Here is a 20,127-nt window from a genome sequence, read left to right on the forward strand (position 1 = left end):
GAGAATATGATCCCGGCGTATTCATATCGAATGGAGCGTCACCATGTCTGCCGTCATCGCCAAAATCTCCGCTGTTTCCGGTGAAGTCATCGCCAATTCCGCCAAGGGTGTCCGTCGCCTGAAAAGTGGCGACAGCATTTTCGAGGGCGAAACGATCGTCGCCGGCCATGACGGACAGGCCATGCTCCAGCTGAACGACGGTCGCAAGATTTCAGTCGGCCCCGGCGAGTCGGTCAGCGTCGACGCTGAAGTCGCCGCCGTGCATTCCCGGCCCGATGTCGGCAACAGCGCCGTTTTCAGCAAGCCCTCAACCTTCGACAAACTGTCCAAACTGGTCAAGTCGGGCGGCAACCTTGACGAGGAGATCGAGGGAGAAGGTGGCGACACGACGGGCGGCGATGCCCCGCCGCCCAATGATGGCCACTCCTTCGTCGAGTTCCTGCGCATCAGCGAGGCGGTCGGCGGCAGCAACACCTACCGCATCGACGCCAACGCCCTCAACTCACCCGAACTCGATCGCGAACAACCCGGCATCTTCGACACCACGCCGCCACCGGTCACCGCCGAACTCGATGCTGCCTCCGACAGCGGCATCGCGGGCGACGGCATCACCAACGACACGACGCCGACCATCACCGGCACCAGCGAACCCAACGCCGAACTGACCGTCACCATTCCGGAAACCGGCGAAGTCCTGACCACCGTCACCGCCGCCGACGGCTCCTGGAGCGTGACCCCGACCCAGCCGCTGAGCGATGGCCTGCACCGGGTCGTCGCCGTTGCCAGCGATGAAGCCGGCAACGAGAGTACGACCTACGTCGAAGTGACCGTCGATGCGACGCCGATCCCTGCCCCGACCGTCGAAATCGTCGAAGACGCCAACAACGACGGCTTCATCAATCGTGCCGAAGCCAACGGCGAAGCCGACATCCGCGTTTCCTTCGACGTCACCAAGGTGGCAGTCGGCGACACCGTCCAGGTCAGCGACGGCACCACCACCAAGGAGATCGTCGTCAGTGCGGCCGACCTGAGCAAGGGCTACGTCAGCACCAGCTTCCCGCTGCCGGCCGACGGCACCCTGCTCAATGTCAGCGCCCAGATTTTCGACATCGCCGGCAACCAGTCGCCGGCCGCCACCGACTTGGCCAAGGTCGACCTCAGCGCCCTGCTCGATGTCCAGATCAAGGTCACCGAAGACAGCAATCAGGACGGCACCATCACTGCCGCCGAACTCAACGGCAGCGTCGGCGTCGACATCGTCCTGCCCGTGGACGCGGTGGCCGGCGACCTGGTCACCATCACCGCCACCGGCAACGCCACCCAGACCATCACCCTGAACCAGGCGCAGATCGACGCTCACAAGGTCACCGTCGAGCTGACGCCGCCGTCGGTCAAGGGCAGCACGCTGGAAGTGACCGCCCAGGTCACCGACGCCGCCGGCAACAAGTCGGCGATCGCCAGCAAGAGCGTGCTGATCGACGCCGAAGCGCCCAAGCTGACCGCCCAGCTCGACCCGGCCTCCGACAGCGGCACCAAGGGCGACAACCTGACCAACGACAACACGCCGACCATCAGCGGCGTTACCGACCCGGGCGCCACGGTCACCGTCACCGTACCGATCACCGGCGAAACCCTGACCACCACCGCCGACGACAAGGGCAACTGGCAGGTGACGCCGACCCAGCCGCTACCCGACGGGACGATCCCGGTCCAGATCACGGCAACCGACGCGGCGGGCAATCCGACCAGCACGACCCTGCCGCTGGTCATCGACACGACGCAGTTCGGCAGCTTCTCGGTTTCCATCCTCGAGGACGAGAACGACGACAAGTTCATCAACCTCAACGAACTCAAGGATAACGACATCGATGTCCGCGTCGCCCTGCCCAGTGGCGCCGCCGCCGGCGATACGCTGACCGTCAGTGCTTCCGGCAACGCCGCCCAGACCATCATCCTCAGCGCCGCCCAGATCGCCGCCGGTCACGTCGACCTCGCCTTCGCTCCCACCGCCAACAACACCGACTTCGTCGTCACCGGCAGCATCGCCGACGCTGCCGGCAACACCGCCGGCCCGGTCAGCGACAGTGCCCGCATCCAGCTCTCGGCGCCCGACGCGCCGATCGTCACCATCACCGAAGACGCCAACGGCGACCGCTGGATCAACGCCGCCGAATTGCAGGGCAACATCGACGTCAACGTCGGCCTACCCACCACCGCCGCCGCCGGCGACACCCTGCTCACCACGGTCAATGGCGTGGCCCAGCCGGAAATCCTCCTCACTGCTGCCGACATCGCCAACCACAGCGTCAGCCTGCCCGGCATCACCAACCCCGGCGAAGGCGCCACCCTCACCGTCACCGCGCAGATCCGCGACGTCGCCAACAACCTCGGCAGCATCGGCAGCAACGACGCCCGCATCGACACCACCCCGCCTGCCGTCACCGCCCAGCTTGATCCGGCATCGGACAGCGGCACCCAGGGCGACAACATCACCAACGACAACACGCCGACCATCAGCGGCACCGGCGAACCTGGCGCCAGCATCGTCGTCACCCTGCCCGGCACCGGCGAAATCCTGAAAGCCACCGTCACGCCGGGCGGCACCTGGTCGGTCACGCCGAGCCAACCGCTCGCCGACGGCCCCGCCCCGATCAAGGTCACCGCGACCGACATCGCCGGCAATTCGACCAGCACCAGCGTCGACCTGACCATCGACACCGGCATCCCCAACAACCTGCAGCCGCCCACCGTGACCATCGTTGAAGACGCCAACGGCGACGGCTACATCAACCGCAGCGAAGCCACCGGCAACGCCGATGTCCGCATCGGCTTCGCCAAAGACCTGGTCAATGTCGGCGATATCGTCAAGGCCTCCGACGGCACCACCACCCGCGAAGTCACCGTCACCGCCGCCGACAAGGCCAATGGCTACGTCAATACCGATTTCCCGCTGCCCGCCGACGGCGCCACCCTCAAGGTCAGTGCCTTCATCGTCGATGCCGCCGGCAACACCAGCAACACCGGCAGCGCCAGCGCCATCGTCGACCTCACCGAATTCAAGAACCTCACCATCGCCATCCGCGAGGACGAGAACGACGACGGCTTCATCAACCAGGCCGAACTGAAAGACAACGACATCGACGTCCGCGTCACCATCCCGCAGGGCGCCGCCGTTGGCGACACGCTGACCATCACCGCTGTCGGCAACGTCGACCAGGTGTTCACCCTGACCGCCGCCCAGATCGCCGCCGGCGCCATCGACGTCAAGTTCAACCCGACATTCAGCAACACCGACTTCAAGGTCACCGCCAGCATCGTCGATGCCGCCGGCAACAGCGCCGGCCCGGTCGAGGACAGCGCCCGCATCATCAACACGCCGCCCAGCGAGCCGATCGTCACCATCCTCGAGGACGCCAACGACGACAAGTGGATCAATGCCGCCGAACTGCAGGGCAGCATCGACGTCAGCATTGCCCTGCCGGCCACCGCCGTCGCTGGCAACACGCTGCTGACCACGGTCAATGGCGTCGCCCAGGCGCCGATCGTCATCACCCAGGCCGACATCCAGAAGGGCTCGATCGCCCTCCCCGGCATCGCCAACCCGGGTGAAGGCGTCAAGCTCACCGTCGACGCCCAGATCAGGGACGCCGCCGGCAACATCGGCAAGACCGGCAGCGACAGCGCCACCATCGACACCCGCATCCCCAACGACGGCGATGCGCCGACCGTCACCCTCACCCAGGACAACAACCCCGACGACGGCCTGATCAACACCGCCGAACTCGGCGGCAAGGACAAGCTCGGCGTCAGGATCGAATTCGTCGGCAGCAAGGTCGAGGTCGGCGACACCGTTCATGTCACTGACGGCAGCACCACCCAGAAGATCACCATCAGCAGCATCGACCAGGCCAACGGCTACGTCGCCGCCGAATTCCCGGCACCAGCATCCGGCAACAGCATCAAGGTCGACGCCTGGATTGTTGACCCTGCCGGCAACAAGAGCGACACCGGCAGCGACAGCGCCAAAATCGACACCAGCGCGCCGAACGACGGCTTCGCCCCGACCGTGACGATCACCGAGGACGTCAACAACGACGGTTTCATCAATCGCGCCGAAGCCAATGGCAACGCCGACGTCAAGGTCGCCTTCACCAAGGACAAGGTCGAGGTCGGCGACACCGTCCGCGTCAGCGACGGCATTACCACCAAGGATCTCGTCATCAGCGCCGCCGACAAGGCCAACGGCTACGTCACCACCGATTTCGCCATGCCCGCCGACGGCACCACGCTGAACGTCTCCGCCTTCCTCTTCGACCCGGCCGGCAACAAGTCCGGCACCGGCAGCGACTACGCCAAGGTCGACCTCAGCACCCTGCAGGGCCTCAGCCTGACCATCACCGAGGACAGCAACGACGACCGCTTCATCAACGCCAACGAGTTGCAGGGCACCGTCGGTGTTGAAATCGTCCTGCCCAAGGACGCCATCGCCGGCGACCTGATCACCATCAACGCCACCGGCAACGCCACCCAGACCATCACCCTGATCCAGCCGCAGATCGACGCCGGCAAACTCACCGTCGAACTCATCGCGCCGCCCAACGGCACCAAGCTCGAGGTCTCCGCCCAGGTCGCCGACGCCGCTGGCAACAAGTCCAACATCGCTACCGACGACGCCACCATCGCCCTCGTCTCGCCCGGCGCGCCCATCGTCAGCATCACCGAGGATGCCAATAACGACGGCTACCTCAACGCCACCGAACTGCAAGGCAACATCGACGTCAGCATCGAACTGCCGGCCGGCACCAAGGCCGGTGAGTCGCTCCTCGTCTCGATCAACGGTGTCGCCCAGGCGCCGATCGTCCTCAGCGCCGCCGACATCGCCAGCGGCAGCCTCAACCTCGCCCTCCCCAGCCCCGGCGACGGCCAGCCCTTCGAGGTCAGCGCCCAGGTCAAGGACAGCGCGGGCAATCTGAGCCCGACCGGCATCGATTCCGCCACGGTCGACACTACTGTCTTCTCCGGCCTCGCCATCGCCATCACCGAAGACGCCAACAACGACGGCTTCATCAACCAGGCCGAATTGAAAGACAAGGACATCGACGTCCGCGTCACCATTCCGCAGGGCGCCGCCGTCGGCGACACATTGACCGTCACCGCTGTCGGCAACGTCGATAAGGTGTTCACCCTGAGCGCCGCCCAGATCGCCACCGGCTTCATCGACGTCAAGTTCAACCCGACCGCCGACAACACCGACTTCAAGGTCACCGCCAGCATCGTCGACGTCGCCGGCAACGCCGCCGGCCCGGTCGAGGATACCGCCCGCATCATCACCGCGCCGCCCGGTGAGCCGATCGTCACCATCGTCGAAGACATCAACAACGACGCCTGGATCAACGCCACCGAATTGCAGGGTGACATCGACGTCAGCGTGACCGTACCGGCGGTCGCCGTCGCCGGCGACATCCTGCTGACCACGGTCAATGGCGTCGCCCAGGCCCCCATCGTCATCACCCAGGCCGACATCCTGAAGGGCTCGATCGCCCTGCCTGGCATCCCCAACCCGGGCGATGGGGCCACGCTGATCGTCGAGGCCCAACTCAAGGACGCCGCTGGCAATGTCAGCAACGTCTTTTCCGACAGCGCGACCATCGACACCAGCATCCCCAACGGCGGCAATCCGCCGACAGTCACCATCACCGAGGATGCCAACGACGACAAGCTGATCAACGCCGCCGAACTCCAGGGCAACGTCGACGTCAAGATCGAATTCGACGGCGCCAAGGTCAATGTCGGCGACACCATCCGCGTCTCCGATGGCGTCACCACCAAGGAGTTCGTCATCAGCGCCGCCGACAAGGCGAACAACGCCATCACTACCGACTTCCCGGCCCCGGCTTCCGGCCAGACCATCACCGTCACCTCGACCATTTTCGACGCCGCCGGCAACACCACGCTGCCCGGCAGCGACAGCGCCAAGATCGACACGAGCAAGCCGAACGACGGCTTCGCCCCGACCGTGACGATCACCGAAGACGTCAACAACGACGGCTTCATCAACCGTACCGAGGCCCAGGGCGACGTTGACGTCAAGGTCGCTTTCGCCAAGGACAAGGTCGAGGTCGGCGACACCGTGCACGTCAGCGACGGCAGCACGACCAGGGATATCGTCATCAGCGCCGCCGACCAGGCCAACGGCTACATCACCACCAGCTTCCCGCTGCCTGCAGACGGCACCCCCCTGACCGTTTCCGCCTTCCTCAGCGATCCGGCCGGCAACAAGTCCGACACCGGCAGCGACTACGCCAAGGTCGACCTCAGCACCCTGCAGGGCCTCAGCCTGAGCATCAGCGAGGACGCCAACAACGACGGCTTCATCAACGCCAGCGAACTCCAAGGCACCGTCGGCGTCGAGATCACCCTGCCCAAGGACGCCATCGCCGGCGACCTGATCACCATCAACGCCACCGGCAACGCCACCCAGACCATCACCCTGATCCAGCCGCAGATCGACGCCGGCAAGCTCACCGTCGAACTCACCGCGCCGCCCAACGGCACCAAGCTCGAGGTCTCTGCCCAGGTCGCCGACCCTGCCGGCAACAAGTCCAACATCGCCAGCGACAGCGCCACCATCAACACCACCGCGCCCAGCCTCACCGCGCAACTGGACCCGGCATCCGACAGCGGCACCAAGGGCGACAACCTGACCAACGACAACACGCCGACCATCATTGGCGTCAGCAACCCCGACGCCAAAATCACCGTCACCATCCCCAGTACCGGCGAACAACTGAGCACCACCGCCGACAGCAACGGCAACTGGCAGGTCACCCCCAGCCAGGCCTTGCCCGACGGCCCGACCGCGGTTCAGGTGACGGCGGTCGATGGCATCGGCAACAGCAGTACGACGACCCTGCCGCTGGTCATCGACACCACGCAATACGCCAACCTCGCCGTCGCCATCGCTGAAGACGAAAACAACGACGGCTTCATCAACCTCAACGAACTCAAGGACAACGACATCGACGTCCGCGTCGCCCTGCCCAGTGGCGCCGCTGCCGGCGACACGCTGACCGTCACCGCCTCCGGCAACAGCACCCAGGTCGTGACCCTGAGCGCCGCCCAGATCGCCGCCGGCCACGTCGACCTCGCTTTCACGCCCACCGCCAACAACACCGACTTCGTCGTCACCGCCAGCATCGCCGACGCCGCCGGCAATACCGCCGGCCCGGTCAGCGACAGCGCCCGCCTCCAGCTCTCGCCGCCCGACGCGCCGCTCGTCACCATCGGCGAAGACGCCAACAGCGACGGCTGGATCAACGCCACCGAACTACAGGGCAGCATCGACGTCAGCATCGGCCTGCCGCCTACCGCCGCCGCCGGCGACACCCTGCTCACCACGGTCAATGGCGTCGCCCAGCCGGGCATCGTCCTCAGCGCCAGCGACATCGCCAACGGCAGCGTCAACCTGCCGGGCATCGCCAACCCCGGCGAGGGCACCACCCTCACCGTCACCGCGCAAATCCGCGACGTCGCCAACAACCTCGGCAGCATCGGCAGCAACGACGCCCGCATCGACACCACCCCGCCTGCCGTCACCGCCCAGCTTGATCCGGCATCGGACAGCGGCACCCAGGGCGACAACATCACCAACGACAACACGCCGACCATCAGCGGCACCGGCGAACCCGGCGCCAGCATCGTCGTCACCCTGCCCGGCACCGGCGAAACCCTCAAAACCACCGTCACCGCCGGCGGTACCTGGTCGGTCACGCCGAGCCAACCGCTCGCCGACGGCCCCGCCCCGATCAAGGTCACCGCGACCGACATCGCCGGCAACTCGAGCAGCACCAGCGTCGACCTGACCATCGACACCGGCATCCCCAACAACCTGCAGCCACCCACCGTGACCATCGTTGAAGACGCCAACGGCGACGGCTACATCAACCGCAGCGAAGCCACCGGCAACGCCGATGTCCGCATCGGCTTCGCCAAGGACCTGGTCAATGTCGGTGATGTCGTCAAGGCAAGCGACGGCACGACGACCCGCGAAATCGTCATCAGCGCCACCGACAAGGCCAATGGCTACGTCAGCACCGATTTCCCGCTGCCCGCCGACGGCGCCACCCTCAAGGTCAGTGCCTACATCGAGGACAGCGCCGGCAATGTCAGCAACACCGGCTCGGCCAGCGCCATCGTCGACCTGACCGAATACAAGAACCTGAGCATTGCCATCACCGAAGACGCTAACGACGACGGCTTCATCAACAAGGCTGAACTGAAGGACAACGACATCGACGTCCGCGTCACCATCCCGCAGGGCGCCGTGGCTGGAGACACGCTGACCGTTACCGCCGTCGGCAACGTCGACCAGGTGTTCACCCTGACCGCAGCCCAGATCGCCGGCGGCTTCATCGACGTCAAGTTCAACCCGACCGCCGACAACACCGACTTCAAGGTCACCGCCAGCATCGTCGACGTCGCCGGCAACAGCGCCGGCCCGGTCGACGACAGCGCACTGATCGTCATCTCGCCGCCGAGCGCGCCGATCGTCTCCATCCTCGAAGACGCCAACAACGACCGCTGGATCAACGCCGCCGAACTGCAGGGCAACATCGACGTCAGCGTCACCCTGCCGGCCACCGCCGTTGCCGGCGACACCCTGCTGACCACGGTCAATGGCGTTGCCCAGGCGCCGATCACCATCACCCAGGCCGACATCCTCAAGGGCTCGATCGCCCTGCCCGGCATCGCCAACCCCGGCGATGGCGCCAAGCTCACCGTCGATGCCCAGATCCGCGATAGCGCCGGCAACGTCGGCAAGACCGGCAGCGACAGCGCGACCGTCGACACCAGCATCCCCAACGGCGGCAATGCACCGACCGTCACCATCACCGAGGACGCCAACGACGACGCCCTGATCAACGCCGCCGAACTGCAGGGCAACGTCGACGTCAAGATCGAATTCGACGGCAGCAAGGTCGATATCGGTGACACCCTGCGCGTCTCCGACGGCACCACCACCCGGGACTTCGCGATCACCGCCGCCGACAAGGCCAACGGTTACATCGTCACCGACTTCCCGGCACCGCCTTCCGGCCAGACCATCACCGTCACCTCGACCATTTTCGATGCCGCCGGCAACACCACGCTGCCCGGTAGCGACAGCGCCAAGATCGACACCAGCAAGCCCAACGACGGCTTCGCCCCGACCGTGACCATCACCGAGGACGCCAACAACGACGGTTTCATCAACCGCGCCGAAGCCAATGGCAACGCCGACGTCAAGATCGCCTTCAACAAGGACAAGGTCGAGGTCGGCGACACCGTCCGCGTCAGCGACGGCAGCACCACCCAGGATCTCGTCATCAGCGCCGCCGACAAGGCCAACGGCTACGTCACCACCGACTTCGCCATGCCCGCCGACGGCAGCACCCTGAACGTCTCCGCCTTCCTCTTCGACCCCGCCGGCAACAAGTCAGATAGCGGCAGCGATTACGCCAAGGTCGACCTCAGCACCCTGCAGGGCCTCACCCTGACCATCAGCGAGGACAGCAACAACGACGGCTTCATCAACGCCAGCGAACTCCAGGGCAGCATCGGCGTCGACATCGTCCTGCCCAAGGATGCCATCGCCGGTGACCTCGTCACCATCAACGCCACCGGCAACGCCACCCAGACCATCACCCTGATCCAGCCGCAGATCGACGCCGGCAAGCTCACCGTCGAACTCACTGCGCCGCCCAACGGCACCAGGCTCGAGGTCTCCGCCCAGGTCGCCGACGCCGCCGGCAACAAGTCCAACATTGCCAGCGATGCCGCCACCATTTCCCTCGTCTCCCCCGGCGCGCCCATCGTCAGCATCACCGAGGACACCAACAACGACGGCTACCTCAACGCCGCCGAACTGCAGGGCAACATCGACGTCAGCATCGAACTGCCGGCCGGCGCCAAGGCTGGCGAATCGCTCCTCGTCTCGATCAACGGGGTCGCCCAGGCAGCGATCGTCCTCAGCGCCACCGACATCGCCAGCGGCAGCGTCAACCTGGACTTCCCCAGCCCCGGCGACGGCCAGCCCTTCGAGGTCAGCGCCCAGGTCAAGGACAGCGCCGGCAATCTGAGCCCGACCGGCAGCGACTCCGCCAAGGTCGACACCACCGCCTTCTCCGGCCTCGCCATCGCCATCGCCGAGGACGCCAACGACGACGGTTTCATCAACAAGGCCGAACTGAAGAACGACGACATCGACGTCCGTGTCACCATTCCGCAAGGCGCCGCCGTCGGCGACACGCTGACCGTCACTGCCGTGGGCAACGTCGACAAGGTATTCACCCTGACTGCCGCCCAGATCGCCACCGGCTTCATCGACGTCAAGTTCAACCCAACCGCCAGCAACACCGACTTCAAGGTCACCGCCAGCATCGTCGATGCCGCCGGCAACGCCGCCGGCCCGGTCGAGGACAGCGCGCGCATCATCGACACCCTGCCCAGCGAGCCGATCGTCACCATCATCGAGGACGCCAACAACGACACCTGGATCAACGCCGCCGAACTGCAGGGCAACATCGACGTCAGCGTCACCCTGCCGGCCACCGCCGTCGCCGGCGACATCCTGCTGACCACGGTCAATGGCGTGGCCCAGGCGCCGATCACCATCACCCAGGCCGACATCCTCAAGGGCTCGATCGCCCTGCCCGGCATCACCAGCCCCGGCGATGGCGCCAAACTCAGCGTCGACGCCCAGATCAAGGACGCCGCCGGCAACATCGGCAAGACCGGTTCCGACAGCGCGACCATCGACACCAGCATCCCCAACGGCGGTAATCCGCCCACCGTCACCATCACCGAGGATGCCAACGACGACAAGCTGATCAACGCCGCCGAATTGAAGGGCAACGTCGACGTCAAGGTTGAGTTCGACGGCAGCAAGGTCGATGTCGGCGATACCGTGCATGTCTCCGACGGCACCACCAGCAAGGACTTCGTCATCAGCGCCGGCGACAAGGCCAACGGCTACATCCTCACCGACTTCCCGGCCCCGGCCTCCGGCCAGACCATCACCGTCACCTCCTACCTCTCCGACCCGGCCGGCAACCAGTCCAAACCAGGTTCCGACGCCGCGACCATCGACACCGACCTGCCCAACGGCGGCAATCCGCCCGAGGTGACCATCACCGAGGATGCCAACAACGACGGCTTCATCAACCGCGCCGAAGCCAACGGCAACGCCGATGTCAAGGTCGCTTTCGCCAAGGACAAGGTCGAGGTCGGTGACACCGTCCGCGTCACCGACGGCACCACCACCAAGGATCTCGTCATCAGTACTGCCGACAAGGCCAATGGCTACGTCACCACCGACTTCGCCATGCCGCCCGATGGCAATTCCCTGAACGTCTCTGCCTTCCTCTTCGACCCGGCCGGCAACACCTCCGCCACCGGCACCGATTACGCCAAGGTCGACCTCAGTACGCTGCAGGGTCTCAGCCTGAGCATCACCGAGGATGCCAACGACGACGGCTTCATCAACGCCACTGAGCTCAAGGGTACGGTCGGCGTTGAAATCGTCCTGCCCAAGGACGCCATCGCCGGCGACCTGATCACCATCAACGCCACCGGCAACGCCACCCAGACCATCACCCTGATCCAGCCGCAGATCGACGCCGGCAAGCTCACCGTCGAACTCACCGCGCCGCCCAACGGCACCAAGCTCGAGGTTTCCGCCCAGGTCGCCGACGCCGCCGGCAACAAGTCCAACGTTGCCAGCGACGACGCCACCATCGTCACCGACCCGATCGGCGCCCCGACCGTCAACATCACCGATGACGCCAACAACGACGGCTATATCAACGCCGCCGAACTGCAAGGCAACATCGGCGTCAGCATCGGCTTGCCCAGCGGCACCCAGGCCGGTGATTCGCTGCTCGTCTCGATCAACGGCGTCGCCCAGACACCAATCGTCCTCAGCGCCGCCGACATCGCCAGCGGCAGCGTCAACCTCGACTTCCCCAGCCCCGGCAACGACCAGCCCTTCGAGGTCACCGCCCAGGTCAAGGACTTTGCCGGCAACTTCAGTCCCACCGGTTCCGATGCCGCCCAGGTCGATCCCACCGTCTTCTCCGGTCTGGCCATCGCCATCACCGAAGACGCCAACGACGACGGCTACATCAACAAGGCCGAACTCAAGGACAACGACATCGACGTCCGCGTCACCATCCCGCAGGGCGCCGCCGTCGGCGACACGCTGACCGTCACCGCGGTCGGCAACGTCGATAAGGTGTTCACCCTGAGCGCCGCCCAGATCGCCGCCGGCTTCATCGACGTCAAATTCAACCCGACCGCCGACAACACCGACTTCAAGGTCACCGCCAGCATCGTCGATGCCGCCGGCAACGCTGCCGGCCCGGTCGACGACACGGCGCGCATCATCACTGCGCCACCCAGCGAACCGATCGTCACCATCCTCGAGGACGCCAACAACGACACCTGGATCAACGCCGCCGAACTGCAGGGCAACATCGACGTCAGCATCACCCTGCCGGCCACCGCCGTCGCCGGCGCCACCCTGCTGACCACGGTCAATGGCGTGGCCCAGGCGCCGATCACCATCACCCAGGCCGACATCCTCAAGGGCTCGATCGCCCTGCCCGGCATCGCCAGCCCCGGCGATGGCGTCAAGCTCACCGTCGACGCCCAGATCAAGGACGCCGCCGGCAACATCGGCAAGACCGGTTCCGACAGCGCGACCATCGACACCAGCATCCCCAACGGCGGCAATCCGCCCACCGTCATCATCACCGAGGACGCCAACAACGACGCCCTGATCAGCGCCCCAGAACTGAGCGGCAACGTCGACGTCAGGATTGAATTCGACGGCAGCAAGGTCGAGGTCGGCGATACGCTGCGCGTCTCCGACGGCGTCACTAGCAAGGATTTCGTCATCACCGCCGCCGACAAGGCCAACGGCTACATCACCACCGATTTCGCGGCGCGCCCCGCCGGCGAAACCATCACTGTCGACGCTTACATGTTCGACCCGGCCGGCAACGTCGGCAAAACGGGTAGCGATCAGGCCCGCTTCGCGCTGATCCAGCTTGCCGACCTGCTCGCCACCGTTTCCGAAGAGGGACTGGCCGGCGGCATCAAGGACAGCAGCGGCAACCCGGGCGATGTCTCCGACAGCGCGATCGCCACCGGCAACATCGGCGTCACCGGCGCCGGCGGTGCCTCCCTGCTGGTCAGCGTCGCGCCGCCGAGCGAAACCCTGACCGCCGATGGCGTCGAGGTCGTCTGGTCGGGCACCGGCAGCAGCGCTTCGCCGCTGATCGGCACGGCCGGCCAGGGTGGCCCCGAAGTGGTCCGGGTGACGATCGACAGCAACGGCAACTACGAAATCAAGCTGTCGCAAGCCATCGACCACCCGGCCGGTCAGGACGAAAACGTCGAAACCCTGCACTTCGACCTCACCGCCGACGATGGCCTGAGCAGCACCCAGGCGACCCTGACGCTGGACATCGAGGACGATGCACCGAAGGCAGTGCCGGAAGCCGAAGCCGACGCGATGCGCCACCAGGACACCAACATCCTGCTCATCCTCGACAATTCGGGCAGCATGTCCGGCAGCCGGATCGAGATCCTGCGCAGTTCGGTGCGCGAACTGATTCAGAGTTACGACATGCTCGGCGACGTCGCCGTCCGCATCGTCGTCTACAGCTCGACGGCCAAGACCTATACCGAAGGCTGGGTCAGTGCCGCCGACGCCATCGCCTATGTCAATGGCCTCGGACTGGGCGCCGCCACCAACTATGACGCGGCGCTGCTCAAGGCGATGGAAGCCTTCGCGGCCGCCGGCAAGATCCCCGGGGCGACCAACGTGGCCTACTTCCTGTCCGACGGCGAACCGAATCAGTCCCAGGACTGGGACGGCTCCGGCCCCTTGCCGGCGCGGCAAGGCATCCAGCCGGAGGAAGAAGCGATCTGGAAATCCTTCCTGGAAACCAACCAGATCAACGCCTTCGCCATCGGCATGGGTAGCGACACGACCCAGAGCAGCATGGACCCGGTCGCCTACAACGGCGTCACCAAAACCGACACCAGCGCCATCATCGTCGCCAACGAGAAGGAACTGGCGCCCATCCTGCGCGATACCGTCAATGCCAACTTCAAGGGCAACTTCCTCGACAGCTCGCTGCACCAGGGTTCCGGTGCGGGTGCCGATGGCGGCCATCTGGTCTCGTTCAGCATCGACGGCACCACCTATCTGCTCGACGGCAGCAGCAGCGGCACGGCGATCGGTGCCAGCGACAAGTTCGACGGCCAGAAATGGACAGTCTTCACCGATGCCGGCGGCAAGCTGGTGGTCGATATGCTCAACGGCGAATACGCCTATACGCCGCCGATCAAGAGCGACGCCACTACCGAGCAGATCGGCTTCGCCATCGTCGATAACGACGGCGATCAGGCAGCCTCGACGCTGGCGCTGACGGTCACCCCGCCGCCGGCCAAGATCTACGGCGGCAGCGGCGACGACACGCTGAACGGCGGCGTCTATGGCGACTACATCGACGGCAAGGAAGGCAACGACCTGATCGTCGGCGGCCATGGCGATGACATCATGACCGGTGGTCTCGGCGTCGATACGTTCAAGTGGTCGCTCGGCGACCAGGGGACGCTGAAGACGCCGGCGAGCGATGTGATCAAGGATTTCAGCGTCGGCAACGGCGGCGATGTGCTTGACCTGCGCGACCTGCTGCAGGGTGAAAACAGCGGCAACCTGACCAACTACCTGCACTTCTCGGCCAGCGGTAGCGACACCCTGATCCAGATCAGCAGCCAGGGCGCCTACACCGGCAGCAACCACGCCACGACCACCGACCAGACGATCCTGCTGCAGGGGGTTGCGCTCGACAGCCTGGCCGGTGCCGGGGCCAGCGATGCGCAGATCATCAACGAGTTGCTGAAAGCCAACCTCAAGGTCGATCTCTGATCGCCTACCCGCCATCCCACCGCGCGCCGCGCGGTGGGCCTCAGAAAACGCCCAGCACCGCCTGGGCGTTTTTGTCGGCTTCGGCGATCAGCGCCGCCACCGGCATCTGGCGCAGCGCGGCAATTTCTCCGGCAATGCGCGGCAACTCAGCCGGCGCATTGCGGCCGCGATTCAGCCAGGCCGGGGGAATATCCGGCGCATCGGTTTCAAGAACGATCGCGTCGACCGGCAAGGCAGCGGCCAGCGCGCGGATGCGCGTCGATCCGCGGTAGGTCGCCGCACCGCCAAACCCCAGCTTGAAACCGAGCTTGAGAAATTCCGCGGCCTGCTGCGGGCTGCCGTTGAAGGCGTGGGCGATGCCGCCGCGCACGCGCATCCGCCGCAACTCGCGCAGCACGGCATCGACCGCGCGCCGGACATGGAGGATCACCGGCAAATCGAGCGCCCGCGCCAGCTTGAGCTGGCTGACAAAAAAGCGCGTCTGGCGGTCGATGTCACTGCCGGGAACGAAGCCATCGAGACCGATTTCGCCGATCGCCAGCGGCTGCTCGGCTTCCACCCAGCGGCGCAAACGCTCGAGATCGGCATCGTCGGCGGCATCGACATAGAGCGGATGAATCCCGTAAGCGGCGGCACACCACGGGTTGTCGGCGACAATCTGCTGCTGTCTGGCAAAGGCGCCGAGGGCGACGCCCGGGACAACGATCCGGCTCACCCCGGCAGCCTGCGCGGCCGCCAGCACCGCCCCCCGATCGGCGTCGAACTCCGCCGCGTCGAGATGACAGTGGGTATCGATCATCCTTGCCGGAACGGGAAATCGGGCGCCGGACGCCGACCGTCGATCAGCTCGCTCAGCGCGGCGGCCGAACCGCAGGCCATCGTCCAGCCGAGCGTGCCGTGGCCGGTATTCAGCCACAGGTTGGAGACGCGGGAACGCCCGATGTAGGGAAGATTGGATGGCGTCGCCGGGCGCAAGCCGCACCAGAACTGCGCTTCGCCGGCCAGGCGCAGATCGGGGAAGAGCTGCCGGGTGCGCTGGATCAGCGCCTGGCAACGCAGTTCGTCGAGCGCCAGATCATAGCCCGCAAACTCGGCAGTGCCGGCCACACGCAGGCGATTGCCGAGCCGGGAAAAAACCAGCTTGTGCTCATCGTCGGTCAGGCTGACGGTCGGCGCACCTTCTCCATCGACCAGCGGCAGGGTTGCCGAATAGCCTTTGGCCGGGCAGATCGCCAGCCGGATGCCGAGCGGGCGCAAAAGGAGCGGTGAATAGCTGCCGAGGGCGACGACGTAGGCATCGGCAGTGAGCAACGAAGACTCGCCCTGCGCATCGTGGACGACGACGCCGGCAACGCGCCCACCGGCCGTGGCGATACGCTCGATGCTCAGGCCATGTCGAAAGACGACGCCGGCCGCCGCCGCCCGGGCGGCCAGCGCCTGGGTAAAGCGATGGGCATCGCCGGACTCGTCGGAGGCCGTGTAGTCACCACCAACCAGCAGTTGCTCGGCACCTGCCAGCGCCGGCTCGAGCGCCACGCAGGCCCGGGCATCAAGCATCTCGCGCTCCAGCCCGTGGCGCGCCATCAGTCGGGCCGTTCCCATCGCCGCCTTGAGCTCGTCAGGATCGGTGTAGATGTGCAGGATGCCGCGCTGCAACTGGTCGTACTCAAGCGCCAGTGCCTCGCGCAAACCCTGCAACTGACTGCGGCTGTACAGCGCCAGCGCCAGAATCGCCGCGATGTTGGCCTGCGTCCGGCCGGGCAGGCACTGGCGCAGGAAATCGAGCCCCCACAACCATTGCGCCGGATCGGGCCGCCAATGCCAGCGCAAGGGTGCATCCGGGCGCCCCAACCATTTCAGCAGGCGGGGCAGGACATGCGGATTGGCCCAGGGCTCGGCATGCGATACCGAAATTTGTCCGCCATTGGCGAAACTGGTTTCGAGACCGGCAGCCGGCTGCCGATCGACCACCGTCACCTCGTGGCCAGCAGCATGCAGATACCAGGCGCTGGCCGTCCCGACGACGCCGGCCCCCAGAATCAGAACCCTCAAGCTTCGCCTCCCTTTTCACGGGAAATCCGGCTGACGTCGGGGAGATGCCGGATGCCCCGCATGACGGCGGCAAGGTGCTTGCGATTGGCGACCTGAATCGTGAAATGCAGGGTCGTGAACAGGCGCTCGGGGTCAGCTTCCATCGAAACATGCTCGATGTTCGATCCAGCCACCGAAATCGCCGAGGCGACCTGGGCCAGCACCCCGCGCTTGTTCTTGGCCTCAACCCGGATGCGCAGGTCGAACAGCTTGCCCTCTTCCGGCTCCCACTCGACGTCGATCCACTTCTGCGGCTCGCTCGAGCGCGATTTGCGGATCACCGGGCAATCGTGGGTGTGGATGACCATGCCGCTGCCCTTGCGGATCGAGCCAATGATCGGATCGCCGGGAATCGGCTGGCAGCACGGCGCCAGCTGGATGGCCATGCCCTCGTTGCCGTGGATCGCCAGCGTCAAGCCCCCGGGCACCGCTGCCGCCATGTCCTCGCGCGCCAGCAGGCGGCGGGCGACGACCGAGGGCAGGCGCTTGCCGAGCCCGATGTCGGCGTAAACCTCGTCGATCGATTGCTGGCCGCCGGCCTTGACCAGCGCCTCCCAGGCGGTGGTCGGGATCGAGATCGGCACCACGCCGAGCGACAGCAGTTCCTGACGCAACAGGCGCTCGCCGAGACGGGCCGATTCGACGTTCTGCGTCGTGCGCAGGAAATGCCGGATCTTGCTGCGCGCGCGGCCGGTCTTGACGTAATTGAGCCACACCGGGTTCGGCGATGCGTCGGGCGAGGTGATGATCTCGACCAGATCGCCATTCTTCAGCGCCGTGCGCAGCGGCGCCAGTTCATGGTTGATGCGCGCCGCCGAGCAGTGGTTGCCGACGTCGGTGTGCACCGCGTAGGCGAAATCGACCGCCGTCGCGCCATAAGGCAAGGCCATGATCTTGCCCTTGGGCGTGAACACGTAGACCTCGTCCGGAAAGAGATCGACCTTGACGTCCTCGAAGAACTCGGCGGAATTCCCGGTCTGCGACTCGAGCAGCGACTGCAGCCATTTGTGCGTCTTGATCTGCAGTTCGGCGCTGCTTTCGCTGCCATCCTTGTACAGCCAGTGCGAGGCAACGCCGTCCTGGGCAACATGGTGCATGTCGCGCGTGCGAATCTGGATTTCGACCGGCGTGCCGTAAGGGCCGATCAGCGTCGTGTGCAAGGACTGGTAGCCATTCGCCTTGGGGATCGCGATGTAGTCCTTGAACTTGCCCGGCACCGGCTTGTACAGGCTGTGCAACGCGCCCAGCGCCAGATAGCAGCTCGGCACCTTGTCGACGACGACGCGGAAACCGTAGATGTCGAGCACCTGCGAGAAGGAAAGCCGCTTTTCCTTCATCTTGCAGAAGATCGAATAGAGACTTTTCTCGCGCCCGAACACCTCCGCTTCCAGGCCGGCGTGCGCCAGCTTGTCGCAAACGCTTTCCTGGATCCGGGTCAGCAGTTCGCGCCGGTTGCCCTTCGCCGCCTTCAGCGCCTTCGCCAGAACGTCGGCGCGATGCGGGTGAATCAGCCGGAAGGCGGTGTCCTGCAACTCGCGGTAGAGCTTGCTCAGCCCCAGGCGCAGCGCGATCGGCGCATAGATTTCCAGGGTCTCGCGGGCGATGCGGACGCGCTTGTCGGCACGCATCGCCGACATCGTCCGGATGTTGTGCTGGCGGTCGGCCAGCTTGATCAGCACGACGCGCAGATCGCGCGCCATCGCCATCAGCATCTTGCGGAAGTTTTCCGCCTGCGCCTCCTTGTAGGAAGCGAATTCCATCTTGTCCAGCTTGGACAGGCCGTCGACCATTTCGGCGACTTCCTTGCCGAACTTCTCGGCCAGCTCCTGCTTGGTCGCCCCGGTGTCCTCCATCGTGTCGTGCAGGAGGGCGGCACAGATCGCATCGGCGTCCATGCACCATTCGACGACGGCGCTGGCCACCGCCAGCGGATGGGTGATGTAGGGTTCGCCCGACATGCGCTTCTGGTGCGCATGCGCCTGCTCGGCGTAGGCGTAGGCCGCCTCGATGCGTGCTACATCAGCTGGCGGCAGGTAGTCGAGACGAGCGATGAACTGACGGTAGACCTCGTCTCCGACAACCGGTGGGCGGTGTTGAGGCGCAGGCTCCATCCGGGTTCACCGCCCCGCGCGGTCAGGCCTGACCGCGATTGAGGACTTCCAGTCCGACCTTGCCGATGGCCATCTCGCGCAGGGCGACGACGGTCGGCTTGTCCTTCTCGGCATCAACCAGCGGCGTCGCGCCGTTGGCAATCTGGCGCGCCCGGTGGGCGGCGGCCAGGGTCATCTGGAAGCGGTTGGGAATCCTTTTCAGGCAATCATCGACGGTAACGCGAGCCATGTCTAACCTCAGTTCAAATCTGTTTACATCAGCCGGGCGAACAGCGCGGGATGGCGCAATCGCTGCCGACCGGGCTGCAGGCGGGGGACGCGCACGATGGCGCGCAGATCGTCCAGTGCCTGCTCCAATTGGTCGTTAATAATAACATAGTCGAATTCCCCGACATGGCGCATCTCCGCCTCAGCCGCGGCGAGACGGCGCTCGATGACGTCGGGTGCATCGGTGCCGCGGCCGGTCAGGCGGCGGGTCAGTTCGTCGAGCGACGGCGGCAGGATGAACACCCCGATCGCCTCCGGGAACAGCCGGCGCACCTGCTGCGCGCCCTGCCAGTCGATTTCGAGCAGGACATCGCGGCCGCCGGCAAGCTGGTCGGCGATCCACTGTTTCGAGGTGCCGTAGAAGTTGCCGTGGACTTCCGCCCATTCCAGAAACTCGTCGCGGGCGATCATCGCCCGGAAGGCGTCGACGGCGACGAAATGGTATTCGCGCCCGTCCGCCTCGCCCGGTCGCGGGCTGCGCGTGGTGTGGGAAATCGACAGGCGGATCGCCGGCTCGCGTTCAAGCAGCATCCTGACCAGCGTCGTCTTGCCGGCGCCCGAGGGCGCCGCAATGATGTAGAGATCACCCGCCATCTACCCTCCGCTCTGGATCTGAATCAGTAGTGGGGGGGCGGGATGGCCCCCCCCACAGATTTGAGAGGAAGCCACCATTGGAAG

At 65.7% G+C, this 20,127-nt stretch carries 6 protein-coding genes; 1 reads left to right on the top strand and 5 read right to left on the bottom strand.

Annotated elements, in window-relative coordinates; translation table 11 throughout:
• Positions 1–43 precede the first annotated feature (43 nt).
• Complete coding sequence (locus ACE3OV_RS03010) at positions 44–14,980, top strand: Ig-like domain-containing protein (RefSeq protein ID WP_374324885.1); 14,937 nt, start codon at positions 44–46, stop codon at positions 14,978–14,980.
• A gap of 40 nt (positions 14,981–15,020) precedes the next feature.
• Here ACE3OV_RS03010 and ACE3OV_RS03015 read toward each other — a convergent pair whose 3' ends face one another.
• The 5 genes from ACE3OV_RS03015 to gmk are packed head-to-tail and all read right to left on the bottom strand — an operon-like array spanning position 15,021 to position 20,043.
• Entirely contained in the window at positions 15,021–15,779 is a 759-nt protein-coding gene (locus ACE3OV_RS03015; protein WP_374324886.1) for a TatD family hydrolase, read from the bottom strand.
• Positions 15,776–17,032, bottom strand: a complete 1,257-nt coding sequence (locus tag ACE3OV_RS03020; protein WP_374324888.1) for a D-amino acid dehydrogenase — start codon at positions 17,030–17,032, stop codon at positions 15,776–15,778. Before ACE3OV_RS03020 ends, ACE3OV_RS03015 begins: the two co-directional genes overlap by 4 nt.
• The gene (locus tag ACE3OV_RS03025) at positions 17,029–19,182 is read right to left on the bottom strand and encodes a bifunctional (p)ppGpp synthetase/guanosine-3',5'-bis(diphosphate) 3'-pyrophosphohydrolase (protein WP_374324890.1); all 2,154 of its coding nucleotides are present in this window, start codon (positions 19,180–19,182) and stop codon (positions 17,029–17,031) included. The genes ACE3OV_RS03020 and ACE3OV_RS03025 overlap by 4 nt, the downstream gene beginning before the upstream one ends.
• 22 nt (positions 19,183–19,204) lie before the next feature.
• Positions 19,205–19,411, bottom strand: coding sequence for a DNA-directed RNA polymerase subunit omega (gene rpoZ, locus ACE3OV_RS03030; RefSeq protein WP_374324892.1), 207 nt, complete (start codon positions 19,409–19,411; stop codon positions 19,205–19,207).
• Between the two features lie 23 nt (positions 19,412–19,434).
• Positions 19,435–20,043: a guanylate kinase gene (gene gmk, locus ACE3OV_RS03035; protein WP_374324894.1), complete on the bottom strand. Its 609-nt coding sequence runs from the start codon at positions 20,041–20,043 to the stop codon at positions 19,435–19,437.
• Between the last annotated feature and the right edge of the window lie 84 nt (positions 20,044–20,127).

Origin of the sequence: Azonexus sp. (assembly GCF_041909095.1) — a bacterium.
Lineage (GTDB): Bacteria > Pseudomonadota > Gammaproteobacteria > Burkholderiales > Rhodocyclaceae > Azonexus.

Bases quoted from the DNA above. Each gene is read 5' to 3' on its own strand.
- ACE3OV_RS03010 (WP_374324885.1), top strand. From the start codon at position 44: ATGTCTGCCGTCATCGCCAAAATCTCCGCTGTTTCCGGTGAAGTCATC.
- ACE3OV_RS03015 (WP_374324886.1), bottom strand. From the start codon at position 15,779: ATGATCGATACCCACTGTCATCTCGACGCGGCGGAGTTCGACGCCGAT.
- ACE3OV_RS03025 (WP_374324890.1), bottom strand. From the start codon at position 19,182: ATGGAGCCTGCGCCTCAACACCGCCCACCGGTTGTCGGAGACGAGGTC.
- rpoZ (WP_374324892.1), bottom strand. From the start codon at position 19,411: ATGGCTCGCGTTACCGTCGATGATTGCCTGAAAAGGATTCCCAACCGC.
- gmk (WP_374324894.1), bottom strand. From the start codon at position 20,043: ATGGCGGGTGATCTCTACATCATTGCGGCGCCCTCGGGCGCCGGCAAG.